The sequence below is a fragment of the Nocardiopsis dassonvillei subsp. dassonvillei DSM 43111 genome (genome assembly GCF_000092985.1).
Classification (GTDB): domain Bacteria; phylum Actinomycetota; class Actinomycetes; order Streptosporangiales; family Streptosporangiaceae; genus Nocardiopsis; species Nocardiopsis dassonvillei.
This window is the reverse complement of the sequence record NC_014210.1, coordinates 3,464,507-3,488,552: the sequence shown is the minus strand read 5'-3', so window position 1 is coordinate 3,488,552 and position 24,046 is coordinate 3,464,507. Positions and strand designations below refer to the sequence as shown.

Sequence of the window (24,046 nt, the reverse complement as noted above, 5' to 3'; positions counted from 1 at the left end):
ACGCACGTGGACGCCGAGTACACAGTGACGACAGCAGCCGGACGGGTCCGGGGCACCGCCTCGCCGCGCTCCGAGAGCGGCGGGGTCGCCGTCTACCGGGGCGTGCCCTACGCCGCCGCCCCCTTCCGAGAAGATCGCTTCGCCGCCCCCGCGCCCGCCGCCCCCTGGGACGGCGTCCGCGACTGCACCTCCTTCGGCCCTCCGCCCCCGCAGGGGAACCAGCTCCTGGGCGCGGCGCCCTGGACCCCGGGGACGTCCCTGGACTGCCTGTCGCTCAACGTGTGGACCGCCGCCCGCGAGGGCGACCGCGCCCCCGTGCTGGTGTGGATCCACGGGGGTGCCTACATCGTCGGAGCGGCCTCCGAGATCACCTACGACGGCACCCGGCTCGCCGAGAGCGGCCTGGTCGTGGTGGGGATCAACTACCGCCTGGGCTTCGAGGGCTTCGGTCACGTGCCCGGCCGCCCCGACAACCGCGGTCTGCTCGACCAGGCCGCCGCCCTGCGGTGGGTGCGGGAGAACGTCTCCGCGTTCGGGGGAGACCCCGACAACGTGACGGTGGCGGGGGAGTCCGCCGGGGCCGGTTCGGTCGCGTGCCTGATGGCCTCGCCGCGGGTCCGGGGCCTCTTCCGGCGCGCGATCGCGCACAGCGTGCCGGGGGACATGCTCACCCCGGACACCGCGCGGCTGGTCTCCGAGCGGATCGCCGCGGCCGCGGGCGTGCCGCTGGAGGCGGAGGCCCTGGCCGCGCTGGCACCGGAGAAGCTCCTGGAGGCCACCGACGCGGTGCTCGACTCCGCCCCCTCCGGCGGCTCGGGGGGCGTGCGCACCAAGCCCTTCACCTGCTTCGCTCCCGTGGTCGGCGGGCCCGACCTGCCCGAGGCCCCGCTGGAGGCGGTCGCGCGCGGTGCCGCCTCGGGGGTGGACCTGCTGGTCGGCCACAACGCCCACGAGTACCGGCTGTTCACCGAGCTGGGGCAGAGCGTGGAGATCGACGACGAGTCCGCCCTGGCGGTGACCGCCTCCCGCCTGGGGCTGGGGGAGGACGCGGTGGCCGCCTACCGGTCGGTGCATCCCGGGGCCACGCTGCGCGAGCTGTTCGCCGCGATCCAGGGCGACGCGCTGTTCTGCGAGTACACGGTGCGCTTCGCCGAGGCGCACGCCGCGGCCGGGGGCCGCGCCCACTTCTTCCGGCTGGCCGCGGAGAGCCCGGCCATGGAGGGGCGCCTGGGGGCCTGCCACGCCTTCGACCTGCCGTTCGCGTTCGGCAACCTGGACACCGACTTCGGGCGGTTCCTGCTCGACGGCGAGCCCAGCGAGGCCCACCGGGCGCTGTCGGGGCGGATGGTCGCGGCCTGGCGCGACTTCGCCGCCACGGGGGACCCGGGCTGGCCCGCGGTGACGGCCGGGGCCACCGCGGTCAAGGTATGGGACGCCGACGACCTGCTGCACGCCAGTGACTCCTCGCCGGTGCGCGCGCTGTGGGCCGGGGTGGCCCTGGCTCCCCGGTAGGCGGGCTCCCCGCGCGGCGGCCGGTGCGCCGTCCCGCTTCGACCCGCGGCCGGTAAAGGTTGGGAAAACGCCTCGCGGTCCGGTCGGGACGGGTGGGGGAGAGGGGCATCCTCACAGGTAGGAGTGGGTGGCGCCGGTGGCCGGGGCGCACCGGGTCTGCGGTGCGGGGGCGTGGCCGCCGGCTGGCACCACCCCGCCGGAGGTGCCCGATGACCACGAACGTCTTCGTCCTGGGGCTCGACGACCAGAACCGGGAGGTCCTGCGCTCGCTGCCCGCCGAACGCGGCTACCGCTTCCTCCAACTGCTCGACCTCGACGAGATCGGCCAGGACCGGCCGGTGGACCTGCCCGCGGTCCTGGCCCTGGCCGCAGGGAGGCTCGACTCCTTCGGGGAGGGGGTCGACGCGGTCATCGGGTTCTGGGACTTCCCGGTCAGCTCGCTGGTGCCGCTGCTGTGCCGGGACCGGGGGCTGTCGTGCGCGCCCCTGGAAGCCGTCGTCCGGTGCGAGCACAAGTACTGGAGCCGTCTGGAGCAGCGCGCCGTCATCCCCGAGGCCGTTCCCCGGTTCGCCGAGGTCGGCCTCGACACCACGGCCAAACCGGAGGGGCTGTCCTACCCGCTGTGGGTCAAGCCGGTGAAGTCGTGCTCCTCCGAACTGGCCTTCCGCGCCGCCGACGACGCCGAGTTCCGTGCGGCGATGGACCGGATCAGGGCGGGCGCCGGACGCTTCGGCACGTCCTTCCAGTGGGTGATGGACCTGCTGCGGCTGCCCCCGGAGGTGGCCGGGTGCGGGGGCACGGCCGCGCTGGCCGAGGAGGAGGCCACGGGCGACCAGCTCACCGTCGAGGGCTACGTCCGTCGGGGCGTTCCCCACGTCTACGGGATCGTCGACTCCCACCGCTATCCGGGCACGTCCAGTTTCCTGCGCTACGAGTACCCGTCCAGGGTGCCCGAAGAGGTCGGCGCGCGCCTGACCGAGCTGTCCGAACGGGTGATCTCCCGGATCGGCCTGGACGACGTCACCTTCAACATCGAGTACTTCCACGATCCGCGCAGCGGCGACGTCCGGCTCCTGGAGATCAACCCGCGCCACTCCCAGTCGCACGCCAGGCTGTTCGAACTGGTGCGCGGGGTGTCCAACCACGAGATCTGCCTGAGGGTCGCGCTGGGGGAGGAGCCCGAGCTGGAGCGCGGCGGGCGGTACGCGGTGGCCGCCAAGTGGTTCCTGCGCCGCTTCCGCGACGGCTTCGTCGCGGCGGTGCCCACCGCCGAGGACGTCGCGCGTGCGGAGAAGACGGCGCCGGGTACGAAGGTGGAGATCGTCGCGCGCCAGGGCCAGCGGCTCTCCGACCTGCCCCTCCAGGACAGCTACAGCTTCGAGCTGGCCCAGGTGTTCGTGGGCGGCGGGGACAGCGAGGAGTGCGAGCGCAGGTACCGGGCCTGCGTGGCGGAACTGCCCTTCACGGTCCATGACACCGACGACGTCCGACAGGAGGGGGTCCGGTGATGAGGACCGTCAGCGACCTGCCCCACGAGGTCCGCGAGGACGAGTACGTCCTGATCCCGATCAGCGACGGGGTCCGGCTGGCCGCGCGGATCTGGCGTCCGGTGGGGAGCGAGGAGGCCCCGGTGCCGGCGGTCCTGGAGTTCATCCCGTACCGCAGGCGCGACCTGACCGCGCAGCGCGACTCGGTGCACCACCCCTACATGGCCGGGCACGGGTACGCGTGCGCCCGCGTGGACCTGCGCGGCAGCGGCGACTCCGAGGGGGTGCTCACCGACGAGTACCTCGAACGCGAGCTCCTGGACGCGGAGGAGGTGCTGGCCTGGCTCGCCGAGCAGCCCTGGTGCGACGGCCGCACCGGGATGATGGGTATCTCCTGGGGCGGGTTCAACGCCCTCCAGGTCGCCGCGCGGCGGCCGGAGAGCCTGCGGGCGATCGTGACCGCCTGCTCCACCGACGACCGCTACTCCGACGACGTGCACTACATGGGCGGGTGCCTGCTGGGGGACAACCTGTCGTGGGCCTCCACGATGTTCGCCTACAACTCCTGCCCGCCCGATCCGGAGCTGGTCGGTGAGCGCTGGCGCGACATGTGGCACGAGCGGCTGGAGCACAGCGGCCTGTGGCTCGACACCTGGCTGCGCCACCAGCACCGGGACGCGTACTGGAGGCACGGTTCGGTGGCCGAGGACCTGGACGCGATCCGGGTGCCCGTCATGGCCGTCAGCGGGTGGGCCGACGGTTACTCCAACTCGGTCTTCCGGCTGCTGGAGGGGTTGAGCGTCCCCCGTCTGGGCCTGCTGGGCCCCTGGTCGCACAAGTACCCGCACCTGGGCCAGCCCGGCCCCGCCATCGGCTTCCTCCAGGAGGTGGTGCGCTGGTGGGACCGCTGGCTCAAGGGCGTGGACAACGACGTGATGGACGCGCCCGTCCTGCGGGCCTGGATGCAGGAGAGCGTGGCGCCCTCCACCTCCTACGAGGCCCGGCCGGGGCGCTGGGTCGGTGAGCGGGAGTGGCCCTCGCCGGAGGTCGCGCTGGTACCGCGCGACCTGGGCGCGGGCCGGGTGCTCGCGGAGGGGGAGCCCTCGGGGCGGGAGGACGTGCTGACCCTGTCCTCCCCGCTGTCCACCGGACAGCACGCGGGCAAGTGGTGTTCGTACAACGCCCCCCCGGACCTGCCCTACGACCAGCGCGAGGACGACGGCGGGTCCATCGTCTTCGACAGCGTGCCGCTTCCCCGGCGCTTGGAGATCCTCGGCTCCGCGGTGGTCGAACTCGAACTGGCGGTGGACCGGCCCGACGCGATGGTCGCGGTGCGGTTGTGCGACGTCGCGCCCCAGGGGCAGGCCACGCGGGTGACCTACGGGCTGCTCAACCTCACCCACGCCGACGGCCACGAGAGGCCGCGCAAGCTCGTGCCCGGGCGCCGGTACCGCGTGTCGGTCCCCCTCAACGGTGTGGCCCAGGCATTCCCGGCCGGGCACCGGGTGCGGGTCTCGGTCTCCACCTCCTACTGGCCGCTGGTGTGGCCCTCGCCCGAGCCGGTGACCCTCTCGGTGTTCCAGGGGGAGCACACCCGTGTGCTGCTTCCGGTGCGTCCGGTCGAGGGCGGTGGTGACGGGCGGGGTGTGGCCGCTTTCGGGGAGCCCGAGGGCACCGCCCCGATCGCGACGAGCCGGATCGCTCCGGGCGAGGAGCGGTGGGACCTGACCCAGGACCTGGTGCGCTACGGGGCCGCGCTGGAGGTGGTCAAGGACCTGGGGACGGTGCGCTTCGACGACATCGGCCTGGAGGTGACCCGTCGGGCGGAGGAGCGCTACAGCAGGGTCGGCGACGACCACGACTCGGTCCGTGGCGAGGCGGTGTGGACGATGGGCTTCGCCCGCGGCGACTGGTCCGTGCGGACCAGGACCCACACGGTGCTCACGTCCACGGCGACCGACTTCCACCTGCACGCGACGTTGGACGCCTACGAGGGCACGCGGCGCGTGGCCACCAAGATCTACACCTCGGTGATCCCGCGGGACCACGTCTGACCCGGGCGGGGACCGGTCGGGTGCGACCGGTCCCCGCCACCGCGGGTACGGGGAGGAGCTGACTCCCGCGCGCCCGAGGGGCCGAGGGGCCGCGGGGTGTCGGGCGGGCTGGCACCCGGCAAGGCGCTGCGATGCGGGGCGTCCTCGCCTCGGGGGCTGACGCCCGAGGGAGGGAGAAGCGGCAGGGCCCGGACGCCCGCCGGGCCGGGGTGCTCGTGACGCCCGTGCCGCCGGGACGCGTCGGCCCCCGCTCCCCGCCCCGCCGCCCGGAGCGCGGTACTCCCCTCCCCGCACCCGTCGGCGGCGAGGGGCGTTACTTGCCCAGGCCGGCGCGGCGCAGCGCCTCGGCCATCGCGCCCTGCGGGGCGGCGCCCCCGCTGTTGTCGCGGCCGCGTCCGCCGCCGTTGTTGCGACGGCCGCCGCCACCGCCGCCGTTGCCCCGGCGTCGGTCGTTGCCGCCGCGGTCGCCGCGCTCCTCGCGGCCGCCCCGGCCGCCGCGGGCGGGCGCCTCGTCGTCCAGGCGCATGGTCAGGGAGATGCGCTTGCGCGGGATGTCGACGTCCTGGACCTTGACCTTCACGATGTCGCCCGGCTTGACCACGTCGCGCGGGTCCTCCACGAACTTGTACGACAGCGCCGACACGTGCACCAGGCCGTCCTGGTGCACGCCCACGTCCACGAACGCGCCGAAGGCCGCCACGTTGGTGACCACGCCCTCCAGGAGCATGCCCGGGGTCAGGTCCTGGAGCTTCTCCACGCCCTCCTTGAAGGTGGCGGTGGTGAAGGCCGGGCGCGGGTCCCGGCCGGGCTTGTCCAGCTCGGCGAGGATGTCGGTGACCGTGGGCAGACCGAAGGTGTCGTCCACGAACTCCTCGGGGCGCACCCGCGACAGCAGGTCCTTGTTGCCGATGAGCGAGGGCAGGTCGGTCCCCACCCGGTCCAGGATGCGCCGTACCACCGGGTAGGCCTCGGGGTGCACCGCCGAGGCGTCCAGCGGGTCGTCGCCGCCGGGCACGCGCAGGAAGCCCGCGCACTGCTCGAAGGCCTTGGGGCCCAGGCGCGGCACCGAGCGCAGCGCCTCGCGGGTGCGGAAGGGGCCGTTGGCGTCGCGGTGCGCGACGATGTTGCGCGCCAGGGTGGAGGTCACGCCCGACACCCGGGTCAGCAGCGGCACCGACGCGGTGTTGACGTCCACGCCCACGCCGTTCACACAGTCCTCGACCACCGCGTCCAGGGAGCGCGACAGCTTGGTCTCGGCCAGGTCGTGCTGGTACTGGCCGACCCCGATCGACTTGGGGTCGATCTTGACCAGCTCGGCCAGCGGGTCCTGGAGGCGGCGGGCGATGGAGGCGGCGCCGCGCAGCGACACGTCCAGGTCCGGCAGCTCCTCGGAGGCGTAGGCCGAGGCCGAGTACACCGACGCGCCCGCCTCCGACACCATCACCTTGGTGAGGTTGAGTTCGGGGTGGCGCTTGATCAGGTCGGCGGCGAGCTTGTCGGTCTCGCGGGAGGCGGTGCCGTTGCCGATCGCGACCAGTTCCACGCCGTGGGCGGCGCACAGCCCGGCCAGGCTGTGGATGGCGCCGTCCCAGTCGCGGCGGGGCGCGTGCGGGAAGACCGTGTCGGTGGCCACGACCTTGCCGGTGGCGTCGGTGACCGCGACCTTGACCCCGGTGCGCAGGCCCGGGTCCAGGCCCAGGGTGGCGCGGCTTCCGGCGGGGGCCGCCAGCAGCAGGTCGCGCAGGTTGGCGGCGAACACGTTCACGCCGTCGTCCTCGGCCTGCTGCCACAGCCGCATGCGCACGTCGATGTCCAGCCGCACCAGGATGCGGGTGCGCCAGCCCCAGCGCACGGTGTCCTGGAGCCAGCGGTCGGCGGGGCGGCCGCGGTCCACGATCCCGAAGTGGTGGGCGATGGCGTTCTCGTAGGTGCTGCGGGGCGTGGTGCCGTCGGCGTTCTCGGCCGGGGCGTCCTCCGGCTCCAGGGTGAGGGTGAGGATCTCCTCCTTCTCACCCCGGTACATGGCCAGCACGCGGTGGGAGGGCAGTTGGGTGAGCGGTTCGGAGAACGCGAAGTAGTCGGCGAACTTGGCGCCCGCCTCCTCCTTGCCCTCGCGCACGGCCGAGCCCAACCGGCCCCTCTCCCACAGCCGCTCGCGCAGGACGCCGGTGAGGTCGGCGTCCTCGGCGAAGCGCTCCACCAGGATGGCGCGGGCCCCGTCCAGGGCGGCCTTGACGTCGGCCACCTCCTTGTCGGGGTCGACGTAGGCCGCGGCCGCCTCCTGGGGGTCCTGGGTGGGGTCGGCCAGCAGCCCCTCGGCCAGGGGTTCGAGCCCCGCCTCGCGGGCGATCTGGGCCTTGGTGCGCCGCTTGGGCTTGTAGGGGAGGTAGATGTCCTCCAGCCGCGCCTTGGAGTCGGCCGCGTGGATGCTGGCCTCCAGCGCCTCGTCCAGCTTGCCCTGGGAACGGATGGACTCCAGGATCGCGGTCCGGCGCTCGGCCAGCTCACGCAGGTAGCGCAGGCGCTCCTCCAGGGCGCGCAGCTGGGCGTCGTCCAGCGCTCCGGTGGCCTCCTTGCGGTAGCGGGCGATGAAGGGCACGGTCGATCCGCTGTCGAGCAGGTCGACGGCGGCGGTGACCTGGTGCGCGCCCACTCCGAGTTCCTCGGCGATGCGCTGGTCGATCGTGGGTGTCACAGGCGTCGTCACTGGTTAAACGTCCACTCTCTGGCTGTTCGGTGCGGGGACATTCTGGTGGCGGGGAGCGACATTGTCATCCCGTCGGCCCCGTGTCCCAGGTTCGCGCACTGTGGCGGTGGTCTCGCCCGGTTTCCCGTGCGGGGAGCGGCGGACGCGGCGCGGGGCCCTCGCCGGGGCGGTTTCGCAAAGAACGGGGCGGGGCGGCCCCCGTGCGCGGGGCCGGTCCGTGCGGTCGGAGGCGAGGGGCGGCGGTCGGAGGCGGTCGGGAGGGAGGAAACCCGGGGGTGGCGGCGCCCGGGCTCCCCGCTTCCAGGAAAGCGGAAGGGGCCGGTCCGCGCCAGCCCCCGTCACCGCCTGTGGACAACCGCGCCGCGCCACCGCCGACGGGCACGGGACGCTCCCGCGCCCGGTCAGCCGTCGGTCTCGTTGAGGTAGTCGGGGGCGTAGTACTCGTCGAGGGGGAGCGGACCCCGGTAGCCCTGGCACATGCACTGGCGGTAGGTGGAGCTGGCCTGCCCGGTCCAGCGGCCGGGGATGACCACCTGGGTCTGGCACCTCTTGTTCTGCTGGTCGTGGAAGACCAGGTGGTGGCCGCATCCGCAGAGGGGCTGGGGGCTTTGCGGTGCGCCCAGGACCCGGGCCTGCTCCTGTCTGCGCTGCTGGTCGAGCGCCGCCCGCGTCTGGCGTTTGGTCAGCAGGCGGCCGAACAGGAACCCGCCGAGAGCGATCGTGGCTCCGAAGACCATGGAGACCGGGTCCATCCGGCGACACCTCATTCCTTGAGCCGGAACCCGCCCCGGAGCCCGGGGCGTACGCCCTCCATTGTCGCCCATAACGGGCTTCCGGTGGCGGGGAGGTTCCTTTCCCGCGCTCCTGTCAACGGGTGACGGCGGTACGTCCGAAAGTAATGCAAAGAAACCTCTGCACGATTCTCTTTGCAAAGAAACCTTTGTCTTACGGTGGTGGCACCCCCGAACACAGGAGGACCCCCATGGCCACCGAACCCTCCGCCGCGCCGCCGCGCACCGAACGCCTCGGCGGGCTCTTCCACCGCTTCTGGGCGGCCGGAACCCTCACCAACCTCGGCGACGGCATGCTCGCCACCGCGCTGCCGCTCATCGCCGCCACCCTGACCCACGACCCGCTCGCCGTCTCCGGCCTGGTGGTGGCGCGCTTCCTGCCCTGGCTGCTCGTCGCGCCGTTCGCGGGCGTGCTGCTGGACCGGGTCGACCGCCTCCGCGCCATGACGGTCTCCAGCACGGTCGCCGCGATCGCCGTCACCGCCCTGGTCGTGCTGATCGCCACCGGCGGCGCCACCCTGTGGGCCCTGTACGCCACGATCTTCGTGGTGGTCTGCTGCGAGACGGTCACCGACCCCGTCACCCGGATCACCGTGGCGCGGATCGTGCCCGGCCGCCTGCTGGACCGCGCCAACAGCAGGCTGGAGGGCGGCCGCCTGGTCGCCCAGGACTGTGTGGCCACCCCCGTCGCCGGTGTGCTCTTCGCGGTCGCCGCCGCCCTGCCCGTGGCCGGGACGGCCCTGTCCTACGCCCTGTGCGCCGTGCTCGTGGTGACCGTCGCCCTCATGCTGCGGCGGGTTCCCGTCCCGGCCGGGTCCACCGGGGCCGCCGAGTCCAACGGGGGCGCGGAGAGCGGTGAGGGCGCGGGGTCCGGCCAGGGCGTCCTGCGCTCCCTGCGGGAGGGTTTCGCCTACGTCTTCGGCCGGCCGCTGACCCGGGGCCTGGCGTTCAACAACGCCGGGTCCATGATCGGTATCCAGATGGCCACCTCGGTGCTGGTCCTCTACGCCCAGGAGGTGTTGGGCGTTCCCGAGGCCCTGTACGGGCTCTTCATGGCGTCGATCGCGGTCGGTGGTGTTCTGGGCTCCGTGCTCGCCGCCCGGTTCGTCGCGGGCCTCGGCCGCAGGACGGTCATGATGGGCGGCTACCTGGGGATGGGTGCCTGCCTGTTGGCGGTGGGCCTGGTGCCCGACGCCTGGTCCGCCGCCCTCGCCTGGGGGCTGATGGGCCTGTTCCTGACGGTGACCAACGTGTCCGGCTCCCTGTTCTTCCAGGCCGTGGTCCCCTCCCACGTGCGCGGCCGGGCGGCCGCCGCCTTCCGCATGGCGGGCTGGGGGCTGTCCCCGGTCGGCGCGCTGCTGGGGGGTCTGCTGGGCCGGATCGACCTCGCCCTGCCCTTCCTGGTCGGCGGGCTGGTCATGGTGGTCACGCCCCTGGTCTTCCGCAGGTCCGTCGCCGAGTGCGCGCGGCTGTCCGACGAGGCCGCCGCGTCCGCCGCCGGCGACCGCTGACCCCGCCGCACCTCAGGAGGGCGACACGTGGGCCAGCAGCGCCAAGAAGGCTTTGCGGCGAACTGTTTGCGGAAGGGCTCCCCCAGTACGGTGAGGGCCATGACCGACGACGCCGACGTCCCCGCCGACTCCCATCAGCAGATGCGGGTCAGCGCACAGGCCCTGCGGGGCCTGGCCCACCCCCTGCGCGCCCGCCTGCTGGACGAGCTCAGGATCAACGGCCCGGCCACCGCCACCATCCTGGGCCGGCGCCTGGGGGAGAGCAGCGGCGCCACCAGCTACCACCTACGCCAACTCTCGCGCTACGGGTTCATCGACAACGAACCGGGACGCACGGGCGGACGCGAGCGCTGGTGGCGGATGAGGCCCGGCGGCTGGAGCATGTCCGGGCACGAGTTCCTGAGCAACCCCGAGACCAGGGTCGTCGCCCAGGCCGTCCTGGACCGCCTCTACCAGCAGAAGCGCAGGCGCTTCGCGGACTGGACCGCACTGGTCTCCGACAGTCCCGACCTGCCCGCGGTGCGCAGGTGGAAGGACGCCGCCACCGACTCCACCAGCCACGCCCGGATGACCCCGGGGGAGGCGGCCGAGTTCGCCGACGCGCTCAACGACTTCCTCGGCTCGTGGGGGAGGCGTTTCCAGGGACGGACCCCCGAGAGCCATCCCGACACCGACGTCGTCCAGGTGGACACCGCGCTCTTCCCGGTCCTGCCCGAGGCCGAGGGCAGGTCGGAGGGGAGCGCCGCCGAGCGGGACTGAGCCGCCCCGACGACCGTCCCTCAGGTCTCGCGCAGCCTCTTGAGCGTCGCCACGTCGGCGGCGTGCGGACCGGCCGGCCCCGGGGTCTCCAGGATCAGCGGCACACCGGCGCTCACCGGGTGGCGGAACAGCTCGCCGAACGGCTCCGCGCCGATGTGCCCGGCGCCGATGTTCTCGTGCCGGTCCCTGCAGCTGCCGCACGCTGCCTTGGAGTCGTTGCAGTGCACGACCTTCAACCGGTCGGCGCCGACCACCGCGCCGAAGCGGTCCAGGGTCGCGCGCATGCCCTCCACCGTGGAGATGTCGTGCCCGGCGGCGAACATGTGCGCGGTGTCCAGGCACACGCCCACGCGCGGGTGCCACTCCAGCACCTCCAGGTAGGCGGCCAGGTCGTCGATGGTCGCGCACAGCACCTGGCCCTGACCGGCCATCGGCTCCAGCAGCACGGGCGGGACGTCCCCGCCCAGCCTCTCCAGCAGCGGCATCAGCCGTTCGCGGGTGCGCGACAGGCCCGCCTCGCGCCCGCCGGAGACGGCCGAGCCGGTGTGCACGACCACTCCCAGCGCGTCGATCCGGGCCGAGCGGCGCAGCGCGTGCTCCAGGGAGCGCACCGACTTCTCGGCGGTCTCCTCGCTGGGGGTGCCCAGGTTGATCAGGTAGGGGGCGTGTACGAACACGGGCAGGTCGACGCGCTCGCGCATCCGCGCGTCCTGCGCGGGGTCGCCCCCGTTGGTCGCCCACCCGCGCGGGTTGGACACGAAGACCTGGACCGCCTCCGCGCCGATCTCCTCGGCGTAGGCCAGGCCCTTGTCGGCCATGCCGCCCGCGACCGGGACGTGTGCGCCGACCGGGGACGGGGGCCGCTGCTGCTCGCTCTTCTCCATAGCCCAACAAGCCTAGGGGCCGGTCGGAGCCGTCGGTCCGTGCCGGTGCTCACACCGCCCGGCCGGGGAGGCGGGGGCGGTCGCCGTCCGGCCCGGTCGCGGGCGGGGCGTACCGGGGCCGCCGGAAGCGGTGTGCGCTCCCGGCGGCGGGCCCTGCGCGGGTCGCGCCCCGGTCACCAGCCCCCGGGCGGGATCGGCCGGTTGGAGTGGAATACCCCGCGCGGGTCGTACGCGGCCTTGACCTGGGCGAGCCGCGCGCGGTCGTCCTCGTCGAAGACCTCGCGGACCTCGGCCTCCTCCATCGGCCCGAAGCCCAGCGTGGACGAGCGGCCCACCGCGTGCGGCCCGAACAGCGCCGCGGCCCGCTCGCGCAGGTCGCGCATCGCCCCGGTGTCCTCGGTCTCGGCGAAGGTCAGCACCGTTAGCGCGTAGGCGGCGTCCCGGTGCCCGACGGCGTTGGCGACCAGCGGCTCCCGGGCCAGCGCCCCGCCCAGGTGGCGCAGCCAGACCACGCAGAAGAACGGCGCCTCGCCCGTCATCCGGGTCAGCTCGGCCAGCGCCTTCCCGTCCAGCCGGTCCACCAGCACGCTGCGGCCGCGGAACCCCGCCTGGTCCTGGTGCTCGTCGAAGACCGCGCCCGACTCGTCGTAGGGCATCTCGCGCAGGGTGTCCGCCAGCACCGGGGCGGCCGAGCGCAGCGGCTCCACCACCTTCGCCCCCTCCTCCATCGGGCCCGACCAGGCCACCGACACCTGGGCCACCTGGCGGCCGCGCATCGGCTCGGGCACGCCCTCCATGTCCGGGTAGACCATCACGGAGGCCCCCGAGGTCATCTCCTCGGGCACCGACTCGGCCCACCGCCGCCAGGCCTCCAGCGCCCCCGGTTCGGCTCCGGCGTCCAGGAGCAGGCTTCCGCCGTAGATCCGCGGGACCGGGAACAGGTCGATCTCCATTCCGGTGACCACGCCGAACGCGCCCGCGCCTCCGCCGCGCACCGCCCAGAACAGGTCGGGGTCGTCGTCCCCGGTGACCTGCCGCAGACGGCCGTCTGCGGTGACCAGGTCCACGCGCCGCACGTGGTCGGCGGCGAACCCGTACCGGCGGGCCAGCAGCCCCACGCCGCCGCCGAGCGTGTAGGAGACCGCGCCCACGGCGGGGGAGCTGCCCGACAGGGGCGCCAATCCGTGTTCGGCGGCCGCGTCGACCACCGTCTGCCAGGCGGCCCCGGCCTCCACCCACGCCGTGCCGCGGTCGGGGTCCACCCGCACCCCGTCCATGCGGTGGGTGGCGAGGAGGACGCCGCCCGCCATACCCGCGCCGAGCCCGTGCCCGGTGAGCTGGGCCGACACCCGCAGCCCCCGTTCCGAGGCCCAGGCCACGGCGGCGCGCACGTCCTGGGCGCGGACCGGCTCCACCACGGCGTCGGGACGGTGCCGGTCCAGCAGCTGCATTCCCGTGCGGGCCTCCTCGTAGGCGTCGGTCCCGGGCGCGTGCACCGGTCCGCTCACCCGTCGGGTCAGGTCCCGCAGCGTGTCCGTGTCGCCCATCGTGCTCTTGATGCCCGTGTTCTCGTTGTTCTCGTTCATGTCGGCCACCGTAGGAACCCATGCGGTCACAACGTGACCGCGATCTCTGGCAGTCTGCGTTCATGGGCCGATCCGTACGCGGGGAGATGCCGCAGCGGCTGCTGCGGCTGCTGTCCCTGCTCCAGGTCCGGCGCGAGTGGAGCGGCGCGGAGCTCACCGAGCGGCTCGGCGTCAGCGCCCGCACCCTGCGCCGCGACGTCGAACGGCTGCGCGGGCTCGACTACCAGGTGGAGGGCACGCCCGGGGTTGCGGGCGGCTACCGCCTGGCCTCGGGCCGCGACCTGCCCCCGCTGCTGCTGGAGGACGAGGAGGCCGTCGCGATCGCCCTGGGCCTGGCCACCGCCACCGGGTTCCAGGACAGCGCGCTGCGCGCCCTGGCCAAACTCGAACGCGTCCTGCCCGCCCGCCTGCGCCCTCGGCTGGCCGCCGTGGGCGGCGCCACCAGCGCGGTGCCCCACCCCGACGTCCCCGGTGTGGACCCCGCCGTCCTGGGGGCGCTGGCCTCCTCCTGCCGCGACCTGGCCGTCACCGACTTCGACTACCGCGACCGGGAGGGCAACGCCCGCGGGCGCCGGGTCGAGCCGCACCACCTGGTCTCCCACGGCGGGCACTGGTACCTGATCGCGCACGACACCGACCGCGACGACTGGCGCACCTTCCGGGTGGACCGGGTCAGCGGACCGCGGCCCACCCACCGGCGGTTCGAGCCGAGGCCGCTGCCCGCGCCCGACCCGGCGGCCTTCCTCACCCGACTCTTCGCCGCGGGCGTCTACAGACACACCGCGCACCTGACCCTGGAGCTGTCCGCCGAGGACTTCCACAGCCGCTTCCACGGCCCCCTGCCCGGCCGGGTCGAACCGCTGGACGACCACCGCTGCCGCATCCGGATCAGCGCCGACTCCCTCGACCTGGTGTGCCAGTACACGGCGGCGGCCCTGGCCCTCGGCGCCCCCTTCACGCTGGAGGCCCCGCCCCGGGTCGTCGAGCGCCTGCGGGAGGTCGGCGCGCGCCTGGCCCCTCCCTGAACCGCGACCGCCGGTGGACCGCGACCGGCAGCGGGAGCGCTAGGGTCGGGGCCGTGAACACCGATTCCGCGCACCCGACCCTGTCCGACGTGACCGCCGCCTTCGAGCGGGTCTATCCGCCCGCGTGGGCCGCCTCCTGGGACGCGGTCGGGCTGGTGGCGGGCGACCCCGCGCAGCAGGTCGCGCGGGTGCTGTTCGCCGTCGACCCGGTCGACGCGGTCGTCGACGAGGCCCTGACCTGGGGCGCAGACCTGATCATCACCCATCACCCGCTGATGCTGCGCGGTGTCACCAGCGTGGCCGCCAACACCCCCAAGGGTCGGATCGTGCACCGGCTCATCCGGTCGGGGACCGCCCTGTACACCGCGCACACCAACGCCGACACCGCCTCGCCCGGCGTGTCCGACGCGCTGGCCCGCGCGGTCGGACTCACCGGGCCGCTGCGGCCCCTGGACCCCGACGCCACCGACCCCGAGGGCCGCCGCGGCATCGGCCGGATCGGCGCCCTGGACCGGCCGGTGCTCCTGCGCGAGTTCGCCGAGCAGGTCGCCCGCGGGCTGCCCGCCACCGCGGCCGGGATCCGCGTCGCGGGGGACCCGGACCGCCTCGTGAGCACCGTCGCGGTGTCCGGGGGAGCGGGGGACTCCCTGCTCGGTGCGGCCCGGGCCGCGGACGTGGACGTGTTCGTCACCTCCGACCTGCGCCACCACCCCGCCTCGGAGTTCGTGGAGGACCCCGGCGGCCCCGCCCTGGTCGACACCGCCCACTTCGCCAGCGAGTGGCCCTGGCTGGCCGACGGTGCGCGCCACCTGGTCGACGCACTCGGGCGCGCGGGCGGCCCGGATGGGGCTAACGTGGAGGTCCGCGTCTCGACGACGGTCACGGACGCCTGGTCACAGGCCGTCTCACACGTCTGAGAGAGACCACGGGCCCCGCGGGGTCGCCGACCAAACTGCACAGAGTAGAGCGCGGGCGGCGTACTCGCCCTCCCCAGCCATCACAGGAGACGTCACACGTGAAAGCCGAACCCGCCGCACAGGCCAGACTCCTCACCCTCCAGGACCTGGACACCGACCTCCAGCGCCTGGACCACCGGGCGCGCACCCTGCCCGAGGTCGCCGAGGCGGCCCGGCTCAAGGAGCGGGTCGACCAGATCGACAGCGAGCTGATCACCGCGCAGACCGGGGTCTCCGACGTCGAACGCCAGCAGCGCAAGGCCGAGAGCGACGTCGACCAGGTGCGCACGCGCGCCGACCGGGACGCCAAGCGCCTGGAGTCCGGGCAGATCACCAACGCCAAGGAACTCCAGAACCTCCAGTCGGAGATCACCTCGCTGGGCCGCCGCCAGGCCGAGCTGGAGGAGATCGTCCTGGAGGTGATGGAGCGCGCCGAGGAGCTCAACGCCACGGTGGCCCGCCTGACCGCCGAGCGCGAGCGCCTCGTGGCCGAGCACACCGAGGTCGTGGCCCGCCGCGACACCGCCGCCGCCGAGATCCAGTGGGACCGCACCCGGACCACCCAGGACCGCGAGCGCGTGGCCGGGGAGATCCCCGCCGACCTGCTCGCCCTCTACGACAAGATGCGCGCCCAGTACGGCGGTGTGGGCGCGGCGCCGCTGCGCTACGGCCGCTGCGGGGGCTGCAAGCTCGCGCTGAGCACCGTCGAGCTCAACGAGATCCGCGCCCAGGCCGCCGACGAGGTCGTGCGCTGCGAGGACTGCCGCCGCATCCTGGTCCGCACCGAGGAGTCGGGTCTGGGCGGCCGGACCGAGCAGTGAGCACCGGCTGGGGGGCACCGCCCGACACCGCGCCGACCCGGCTGGTCCTGCTGCGGCACGGGCAGACGCCGCTGTCGGTGGAGCGCCGTTTCGCGGGCCGGGGCGACATCCCGCTGACCGAGGACGGGCACGCGCAGGCCAGGGCGGCCGCGCGCCGCCTGGCCCCGCGGCCGTTCGACGCGGTGGTGTCCTCCCCGCTGCGCCGCACCAGGGACACCGCGGCCCACGCCGCCGAGGCGCTCGGGCTGCCGGTGGAGATCGACGAGGGGTTCGTCGAGACCGACTTCGGCGACTGGGAGGGGATGACGTTCGCCGAGGCGCGGGCGCAGGCCCCGGTCGCGGTGGACCGGTGGCTGGCCGACCCGGAGACGGCGCCGCCCGGCGGGGAGAGCTTCGCCGCGGCCTCCCGCAGGGTGGCCGCCGCCCGCCGGGCCCTGGTCGAGCGGCACCGGGGGCGCACCGTCCTGGTGGTCACCCACGTGACCCCCATCAAGGCGCTGGTGCAGCAGGCCCTGCTCGCCCCGCTGGAGGCGCTGTACCGGATGCACCTGGACACCGCGTGCCTGACCGAGGTGGACGTGTTCGCCGACGGGCCCATGGTGGTGCGCTCCCTCAACGACACCGCCCACCTGGAGTGAGGGGCCGAGGGGGAACGGGGCCGCGGCGGCGGGCGTAGAATGGGCGGCGAGGGGAGTCGGCCAGGCGGTCGCGGACCGCGCCTGGTGCGCGTGTTCGAGGAAAGTCCGGACTCCACAGGGCAGGGTGGTCGGCAACACCGACCCGGGGTGACCCGCGGGACAGTGCCACAGAAAGCAGACCGCCACCGCTCGCGGTGGTAAGGGTGAAACGGTGGTGTAAGAGACCACCAGCGGCCGGAGTGATCCGGTCGGCTCGGTAAACCCCACCCGGAGCAAGGTCAAAAAGGGAACCTGCGGGTTCCCGCGCGGATGTTCGAGGGCGGCCCGCCCGAGTCCGCGGGTAGACCGCACCGAGGCCGTCGGCAACGGCGGTCCCAGATGGATGGCCGCCCGGTTCCTCGGAACCGACAGAATCCGGCTTACCGGCCGACTCCCCCTCACACACCCTCCTGAACAGCGGCGCAGCGCGGGGGAGACGGCCGTGTTCCGGTTCTGTCCCGGACGGCGGATCGACCGGAGAGCGGGAGCAGGCCGATCGCTCCGCGTCCCGATTCCTCCCCGCCTGAGCCGGGCTGGCGCGGGCCCCGCCCGTGGTGTTCCGGCGGGCGCGGCCCCCGGGCGGCGGGTCGGAGGGCCGCTCCCGGTGCACGGGTACAGTCCTACAGCCCGCCGGTGATGGCCCGGCGCCCGCGCGCACCGATAGATTGGCCCCTGCGCTCCCTACCCCGGGCGAGCTCCGGAGCGCGTACGCCCGTGGGCCGACGTCCGGGGTCGGACCCAGCGGGCATCCGCGTTCACGGGAATGGGTGCATCTTGTTCGACTCCACCGCCTTCTGGGTGGCTCTCTTCGGTCTGCCTGTCGTGGCCATCGTGGTGATCGTCCTGCTCGCCTCCTATCAGGCCTCAGGCGTTCAGCAGGACGGACGCGACGACGCGCCCGACGAGGACTCCTCCACCAGCTGATCCCCGTGGTCCGCATCCGTCCTCGGGTGGGGCACGGGGTCGTTCACGTCCTGGACGCCCTGCACGGGGACGAACTCCCCCCTCTCGGCGTCCAGGAGGTGCACCCTCGCCGTCTCCAGGTCGTAGTACATCCCCGTCAGCGTCAGCTCGCCCGCCTCCACCCGTTCGCGGACCACCGGGTAGCTCGCGAGGTTGCCGATCTGCGCCTCCACGTTGGCCTGGGCCAGGCGGCGCAGCGCCTCAGCCGTGGGCAGGCCCGACAGGGCGCCCGACTCCTCGCCCACCCGCGCCAGGCTCTCCGAGCCGTGTGACAGCCAGCGGCGCATGTGCGACGCCTGTTCGTCCGTCTCCAGGTGGGCCTTCTCCAGCAGGGCCTGCATCGCCCCGCAGTGCGAGTGTCCGCACACCACGATCGAGGGCACCCGCAGCACGTTCACCGCGTACTCGATCGCCGCGCCCGTCGAACCGTTGTCGGGGGCCTCCCGCGGCGGCACCAGGTTGCCGAGGTTGCGCACGGTGAACAGGTCGCCGGGCCCGCTCGCGGTGATGAGGTTGGGCACCACGCGCGAGTCGGCGCAGGTGACGAACAGCGCGGTCGGGTTCTGGCCGTGCGACAGGCGGCTCATCACCGACCGCATCCGGTCGGTGGTGCTGGCGTGGTACTCGCGGGCGCCGGCCGTCAGCAGGCCCAGCGCGTTCACCCCGCGGTCGCCGTCACCGCGCATCTCCCAGGGGGCCCACCAGCGGGCCAGGCCGCCGGGCGCGGTCTTGGCGGCGGGCGCCGACCGGGTGGAACTGCGCGTGTACCACTTCTCGTGCACCTCGTCGATGTCGACGCTGCCGCCGGTGCGCTCGTGGTCCACCCGCCAGGCGTGGATGGCCTCGAAGGCGGCGTGGTCCATGAAGTCCACGTGCAGGTCCAGGTCGACCCGTGAGCCCGAGGGGACGGTGCGCAGCACGTGCGCGAGCCGGGGCACGCCCAGGAAGGTGAGCGAGCCGTGCACGGTGATGTGCACCCGGTCGTCGCGTTCCTCGGTGGTCACGGTCAGCTTGGTGAGCCTGCGCAGGGAGACGATCATGGCCAGCGCGAAGCCGATGAACACGCCCTCCAGGAGCCCCAGGAACACCACGCCGAACAGGGTCACCAGGTAGACGCTGGCCTCGTGGTGGCGGCGCAGGTCGCGCAGGTGGGCGATCGAGACCATCTGCACGCCGATGAACACCAGCAGCGCCGCGAGCGCGGGCATCGGGATCAGCTCGACCACGTGCGCGAACAGGGCGACGAACAGCAGGATCCACACGCCGTGCAGGATGGTCGAGAGCGGGCTGCGCGCCCCGGCGCGCACGTTGGTGGTGCTGCGCACGATCACACCGGCCACCGGCAGCCCGCCCAGGGCGCCGCTGATGGTGTTGGCCGCGCCCTGGCCGCACAGCTCGCGGTTGAGCATCACCCGGCGGCCGCTGTGCATGCGGTCCACGGCGATCGCGGCGAGCAGGGACTCGACGCTGGCGACCATGGCCACGGCGGCCACGCTCAGGGCGATGCCGTCCCACTGCCCGGCCTCGGGCAGCATCGGGCCGTTCCAGGCGTCGGCGAAGGAGCCGGGCAGGACGACGGTCTGCACCTGCCAGCCGCTCGTGGTGGAGATGAGGGTCGCGGTGGCCACGGCGACCAGCGCGGCGGGCACCACGGCGGGCCGCAGCCGCCCGAGGGAGGGCAGCTTGTTCCAGGTGAACATGATCGCGATGGTGATGACGCCGACCGCGACGGCCGGGGTGTGGTTGTTGGCGATCTGGTGGGGCAGGTCGGCGATGTTGGCCACCGCCGAGCTCTGCGGTTCCCCGCCCAGGACCACGTGCAGCTGGGCCAGGGCGATGGTCACGCCCACCCCGGCGAGCATGCCGTGCACCACGGCGGGGGAGACGGCCAGGGCGGCCCGGGCGATGCGGAAGGCGCCGAGGGCGAGCTGGACCAGCCCGGCCAGCAGGGTGATCAGGCAGGTCACCCGCCATCCGTAGGTCATGACCAGGTCGGCGACGATGATGGTCAGGCCGGCGGCGGGGCCGCTGACCTGGACCACGGACCCGCCGACGAGTCCGGCGACGATCCCGCCGACCACGGCGGCGATGATCCCGGCGATGAGGGGGGCGCCGGAGGCGACGGCGATCCCCAGGGACAGGGGGACGGCGACCAGGAAGACCACCAGTGAGGCGCCGACGTCGGCGGCGATCCCCCTGTGGCGGTCGAAACGTTGCCCGGGTGAGGCCGTGGGCGGCCTCTCGGGCGTGACTCCCTGGGCGTCGTTGCGCATGGTTACTCCATTCGGGTTGGACCAGGCAAGTGATGCGTGGGCGCACGGGGACTGCGGTGTTCGGATCGGGGGGCGTGCGTGGAGACGCGGGATGAGAGGACGTCCCTGAGGGTGTCCTTCGCGCTACCAACTGTAGCCAGTATCCGCCACGCAGTGTTACGGTCTGTTGCTCCTTTGGTAACCATTTTCCTGTCTTCACATGTCCTGGGGACAAATCAGGACAGAGAAAACCCCGAGGTGGTGGCTGCGCCCACCGCCTCGGGGTGTGAAGTGATGTACCTCTCGTGCGGCCCGGGGGGCCGGAAAAGGGTCGTTACCGCGTGTTGCGGACGTCCGGAAGATCAGATGAAGCGGCCGTCCTCGTACCCGCCCTCGTAGCGGTTGCGGCCGTGCGGGTCGCGGGGGTCGGACGGGTACGGTTCCGGCGCCTGCGGCCCGCCGGGGCGCCGCTCCTCGTCGCCGGACTGCCAGTCCGGCGCGGGCGGGAAGCCGCCGTAGCCGGGCTGCTGCGGCTGCTGGGGCTGTCCGCCGGACGGGTAGCCGCCCGGGACACCGGGATAGCCGCCGGCGCCCCCGGCCGGATAGCCGAACGGGGCCTGTTCGCCGTAGCCCGCCGGGGCGTCCCCGCGCACCTGGTCCACCGGATAGCCGCCCGTCGGGTAACCGCCCTGCGGGTACCCGGGAGCCTCACCCGGGAACGCGGACGGGTAGGCGGGCTGGCCGACCGGCCCCTGGTCGAACGGCGCCGGAGGCTCCGGGGCCCCGGTGACCGCGCTCCCGCCCGGGAAGGCCGCCGCGCCGGGGCCGCCGTGGACGCCCGGGGCCCCGAAGGCGCCGCCGTCCTCCTGCGGACCCCACAGCGGGGGGTTGGGGTCCGGCTGGGCCGGGCGGCTGTGGGCGCCGGTGTCGTAGGGGGAGCGGTGGTGGGTTCCGGTGTCGTAGTCGTTGCGGTTGAAGGAGTCGGTGTCGTAGGAGGGGCGGGTGTGGTTGCCGGTGTCGTACTCGGGTCGTCCGGTGCCGGGCATGCCGTAGTCGGCGTGGCTGTGGGCGCCCGTGTCGTAGGAGGACCGCTGGTGGGCCCCGGTGTCGTAGGACGAACGCTGGTGGGACCCCGTGTCGTAGGGGGAGCGGTGGTGGGTTCCGGTGTCGTAGTCGTTGCGGTTGAAGGAGTCGGTGTCGTAGGAGGGGCGGGTGTGGTTGCCGGTGTCGTACTCGGGTCGTCCGGTGCCGGGCATGCCGTAGTCGGCGTGGCTGTGGGCGCCCGTGTCGTAGGAGGACCGCTGGTGCGCTCCGGTGTCGTAGGACGAACGCTGGTGGGACCCCGTGTCGTAGGCCGAGCGCTGGTGGGTCCCCGTGGTGTGGGACGTCTCCGGCCGCGACCGGTAACCACCGCCCAGGGGGTCGGCGGGATCACCCGCGCCGCCCGGGGACGTCTGACCCGTACCCGCGCCGCCCTGACCGCCGCCGAAGCCGAGCTCGGAGCGCTGGTGCGCGCCGGTGTCCATGCTGGACCATATCGGCGAACTCGTGCCGGTGCCCGGGGCCGGACGCTGGAAGGCCGGGTCGAGCGGGTCGGCGGGGGACGCGCTGCGCGCACCGGCCGTTCCCGGGTAGTCCGAGCGGCTCATCGACCCGCTGTCGTAGGAGGAGCGGCCCTGGAACGGGTCACCCGCGGACGGGACGGAACCGGACCCGCCGAGCGGGTCGAGCCCGGAGGAGGTCCTCAGCGGGTCGTGCGTGCCGGATGAGGATCCCAGCGGGTCGTGCGTGCCGGACGAGGACCCCAGCGGATCGGTCGAGGAGGGCGAGTAGGAGGAACGGGGAGACCACGAACCGGTGCCCAGGGGGTCGTCTGAGGCCGAGGCGGCCGGTGCGGCGGGCTGGGAGGGCTGGGGGACGCCCTGCGGGGGCGTGGCCTCCCGCGCGGGGGGAAGCGCGGAACGCGGCGGAGCCCCCGGCGGCAGGGCGCGCTCGTCCTCGCCGACCGGTTCGGCCCCGCGCCGCCTGCGGCCCCGGCCCCGCGACGGCTCCTCCCCGTCCTCCTCCACCGGCTGGGGCCCGCTGCCCTGGCCCAGGCTGGCCAGCACGGCCAGGTCGGCGGAGGGGTCGCCGCTCCCGCGGCCTCCCGCGGCGGGCATGACCGTGGTGGCTCCGGGGGGTCCGGAGGCCTCCTCGTCCTCGTACTCCCCGTACCCGTCGTCGTAGTCGTCGTCCTCGTACTCGTGGGCGGTCACGGTGACGGCGGAGTCCCGGTCCCCGCGCCCGTCCCGCGCACCGGAGGGCCGCTGCGCCGGGCCGTCCTCGCCCAGGCTCGACCAGAAGTCGTTGTCGGACAGGGAGTCGTCATCGTCGTCCCAGTCCGCGTCGAGCTTGCGCCTGCCCCGGGGCCGCCGCTCCGCCTTGGCGCCGTCGCCCTGACGGGACCTGCGGCCGCGTCCGCGCGGCTCCGGTTCCCCGTCGTCCTCGTCCTCGTCCTCGTCGAGGTCGCGACCCCGGCTCCCGCCGCGTCCCCGGCCCCCGTCGCGGGCCCGCTCCCGGCCGCGTCCGCGACCGCGCGGCCGTTCCTCGTCGCGGTCGTCGCCCTCGGCGTCCTCGTGCTCGTACTCGTCGTCGTAGTCGTCCTCGCGGGAGCCGGAGCTCAGCGCGCGCATGCCCAGCAGCAGGAGCACGAGCACGGCGAGCACGACGATGACGGCGATGATGATGATGACGGTGACGGTCATGGTGTACGCACTACCTTGGGGAGGTCGGCCGCGCCCGGGTCGCACCGGTGACCGGCCGAGAGGAGGCCGGTCGAGGGGAGGCGGTGACCTCCGGGGACCGCGGTGATCCGGTGGGTTCGGCCTGCGCTCGCGGGGGGACGCAGGCGGTCCGGTGCGGTTTCGGGTCAGGGCGCCGCGCGGCGAGTGGACGAGTATCGGTCATCTGAAATGGGGCGGGGGGCACAGACCCACTGTATGCGTTGTCGTGCTCCGTGTGCAGAGGGCTACGGGAGCTTCCTCCAGGAATCACCGTGACCCCGGATCCGTCAGGTCGTCCGGGGCCGATCCGGAGGCAGCGCCCGCGGTGAACTATGTCACTCGCTGCGCGTGACCAGCGAACCGCGTGCGACGGCCTGGTCCGCGATCGCCTCCAGCGAGGCGCTCAGCGTCGCGCCCTCGGGCAGGTCCAGCGGGCCCCGGAGGGCGTACACGGTGAACCGGTACTCGTAGGCCTCGTCGGGCTCGGGGCAGGGCGGGTCGTAGGCGGACTCGCCGATGCTGTTCTGCCCCTGCTTGGCGTCGGCCGGAACGGTGTTCTGGCGCAGCTCGACGAGTTCGGGGTCCAGGTCGTAGACCACCCAGAACACCTGCGCCACCTGCGGATCGTCCACCACCAGGGCGATCGACCCGGCCTCGTCGGGAAGCCCCGACCAGCTCAGCGGCGGCGAGTACGCCTGCTGGGCCTCCGCGGGGTCCTCGGAGTCGCCCGTGTCGTCCCCGCCCTCCGCGGTGGTCTCGGCCGCGCCCTCGCAGGAGTAGGCCGCGGGGAGCGGCTCGCCCTCCTGCATCAGCGGGCTGGTGACGTTGATGTCGTCGGGCATGTCGCCGTTCTGCGCGGGCGAGAGGATCCCGCAGCCCGTGGTCAGGGCCACGACGGCCCCGGCCGCCACCGCGCCGGCGCGCGTACCGGGGGACGGGCGGGCCGCACTCGGCGCACCGGTGGTCCGGGGGAAGGGGAGGGCCGGGAACAATGGGACTCCTGCTTTTCGGGCCGTGGAGGCGAACATCTCGGTGACGCGGGTGCGGCGCTCGGAGGAGACCCGGCGCCGGACCGGCGGGGAACGGGCGGCTCCGCGGGCGGGCGCCGACGACACGTTCCCCAGCGAACCCTACTGCGGTCAGGCGGGCGTTCGGTCTCCCGTCCGCGCCCGTGCGCTCCCGCGCGGGACGCGGAGGCCCGCGACCCCGGCCGCGCCCCCGCCGGTCGCGGCCCGGCGGGAACGGGACGGGAACGGCTCCTCACGGAGAGCGTCCGTCCGTACGATCGGTGATCATGGG

The 24,046-nt window shown here is 73.9% G+C and carries 17 protein-coding genes and 1 other RNA gene; 11 read left to right on the top strand and 7 right to left on the bottom strand.

Annotated elements, in window-relative coordinates:
* The first annotated feature begins 6 nt into the window (after positions 1-6).
* From NDAS_RS14365 to NDAS_RS14355, 3 genes are all read left to right on the top strand, one after another.
* Entirely contained in the window at positions 7-1,512 is a 1,506-nt protein-coding gene (locus NDAS_RS14365; RefSeq protein WP_013153932.1) for a carboxylesterase/lipase family protein, read from the top strand.
* 209 nt (positions 1,513-1,721) lie between these two features.
* On the top strand, positions 1,722-3,020 hold the full coding sequence (locus NDAS_RS14360) for an ATP-grasp domain-containing protein (protein WP_013153931.1): 1,299 nt from the start codon (positions 1,722-1,724) through the stop codon (positions 3,018-3,020).
* Positions 3,020-5,053, top strand: a complete 2,034-nt coding sequence (locus tag NDAS_RS14355) for a CocE/NonD family hydrolase (RefSeq protein WP_013153930.1) — start codon at positions 3,020-3,022, stop codon at positions 5,051-5,053. The genes NDAS_RS14360 and NDAS_RS14355 overlap by 1 nt, the downstream gene beginning before the upstream one ends.
* A gap of 313 nt (positions 5,054-5,366) precedes the next feature.
* On the opposite strand, the gene NDAS_RS14350 is transcribed toward NDAS_RS14355, so the two are convergent.
* Together NDAS_RS14350 and NDAS_RS14345 are read right to left on the bottom strand one after the other, a co-directional pair.
* Positions 5,367-7,748 carry a Tex family protein gene (locus tag NDAS_RS14350; RefSeq protein WP_197724890.1) on the bottom strand — a complete coding sequence of 794 codons (2,382 nt, stop codon included), beginning with the start codon at positions 7,746-7,748 and terminating at the stop codon, positions 5,367-5,369.
* 413 nt (positions 7,749-8,161) lie between these two features.
* Positions 8,162-8,512, bottom strand: coding sequence for a hypothetical protein (locus tag NDAS_RS14345; protein WP_013153928.1), 351 nt, complete (start codon positions 8,510-8,512; stop codon positions 8,162-8,164).
* Positions 8,513-8,742: 230 nt separating this feature from the next.
* Here NDAS_RS14345 and NDAS_RS14340 point away from each other — a divergent pair, with 230 nt between their 5' ends.
* Entirely contained in the window at positions 8,743-10,062 is a 1,320-nt protein-coding gene (locus NDAS_RS14340) for an MFS transporter (RefSeq protein WP_013153927.1), read from the top strand.
* A gap of 99 nt (positions 10,063-10,161) precedes the next feature.
* Positions 10,162-10,821, top strand: a complete 660-nt coding sequence (locus NDAS_RS14335) for a winged helix-turn-helix domain-containing protein (protein ID WP_041552780.1) — start codon at positions 10,162-10,164, stop codon at positions 10,819-10,821.
* Between the two features lie 20 nt (positions 10,822-10,841).
* Here NDAS_RS14335 and NDAS_RS14330 read toward each other — a convergent pair whose 3' ends face one another.
* Entirely contained in the window at positions 10,842-11,705 is an 864-nt protein-coding gene (locus NDAS_RS14330; protein ID WP_013153925.1) for a deoxyribonuclease IV, read from the bottom strand.
* Positions 11,706-11,878: 173 nt separating this feature from the next.
* The gene (locus NDAS_RS14325; protein WP_013153924.1) at positions 11,879-13,291 is read right to left on the bottom strand and encodes an FAD-binding oxidoreductase; all 1,413 of its coding nucleotides are present in this window, start codon (positions 13,289-13,291) and stop codon (positions 11,879-11,881) included.
* A 62-nt stretch (positions 13,292-13,353) separates the two neighbouring features.
* On the opposite strand from NDAS_RS14325, the gene NDAS_RS14320 reads away from it, so the two are divergent.
* The 6 genes from NDAS_RS14320 (at position 13,354) to NDAS_RS28915 (ending at position 17,694) form a co-directional block, all read left to right on the top strand.
* A complete protein-coding gene (locus NDAS_RS14320) occupies positions 13,354-14,316 on the top strand; it encodes a helix-turn-helix transcriptional regulator (RefSeq protein ID WP_041552779.1) in 963 nt (320 codons plus the stop codon).
* A 53-nt stretch (positions 14,317-14,369) separates the two neighbouring features.
* Positions 14,370-15,233: a Nif3-like dinuclear metal center hexameric protein gene (locus NDAS_RS14315; RefSeq protein ID WP_013153922.1), complete on the top strand. Its 864-nt coding sequence runs from the start codon at positions 14,370-14,372 to the stop codon at positions 15,231-15,233.
* A 98-nt stretch (positions 15,234-15,331) separates the two neighbouring features.
* The gene (locus NDAS_RS14310; RefSeq protein ID WP_013153921.1) at positions 15,332-16,093 is read left to right on the top strand and encodes a zinc ribbon domain-containing protein; all 762 of its coding nucleotides are present in this window, start codon (positions 15,332-15,334) and stop codon (positions 16,091-16,093) included.
* The gene (locus NDAS_RS14305; protein ID WP_041552778.1) at positions 16,090-16,731 is read left to right on the top strand and encodes a histidine phosphatase family protein; all 642 of its coding nucleotides are present in this window, start codon (positions 16,090-16,092) and stop codon (positions 16,729-16,731) included. Before NDAS_RS14310 ends, NDAS_RS14305 begins: the two co-directional genes overlap by 4 nt.
* Before the next feature lie 52 nt (positions 16,732-16,783).
* Positions 16,784-17,169, top strand: an RNA gene (rnpB, locus tag NDAS_RS27690) — RNase P RNA component class A.
* Positions 17,170-17,544: 375 nt separating this feature from the next.
* Positions 17,545-17,694, top strand: coding sequence for a hypothetical protein (locus NDAS_RS28915; protein WP_013153920.1), 150 nt, complete (start codon positions 17,545-17,547; stop codon positions 17,692-17,694).
* Here NDAS_RS28915 and NDAS_RS14300 read toward each other — a convergent pair.
* The 3 genes from NDAS_RS14300 to NDAS_RS14290 form a co-directional block, all read right to left on the bottom strand.
* Complete coding sequence (locus NDAS_RS14300) at positions 17,643-20,006, bottom strand: SulP family inorganic anion transporter (RefSeq protein WP_013153919.1); 2,364 nt, start codon at positions 20,004-20,006, stop codon at positions 17,643-17,645. The genes NDAS_RS28915 and NDAS_RS14300 overlap by 52 nt on opposite strands.
* Positions 20,007-20,347: 341 nt before the next feature.
* On the bottom strand, positions 20,348-22,729 hold the full coding sequence (locus NDAS_RS14295) for a hypothetical protein (RefSeq protein ID WP_013153918.1): 2,382 nt from the start codon (positions 22,727-22,729) through the stop codon (positions 20,348-20,350).
* 353 nt (positions 22,730-23,082) lie between these two features.
* A complete protein-coding gene (locus tag NDAS_RS14290; RefSeq protein WP_013153917.1) occupies positions 23,083-23,739 on the bottom strand; it encodes a YbhB/YbcL family Raf kinase inhibitor-like protein in 657 nt (218 codons plus the stop codon).
* Between the last annotated feature and the right edge of the window lie 307 nt (positions 23,740-24,046).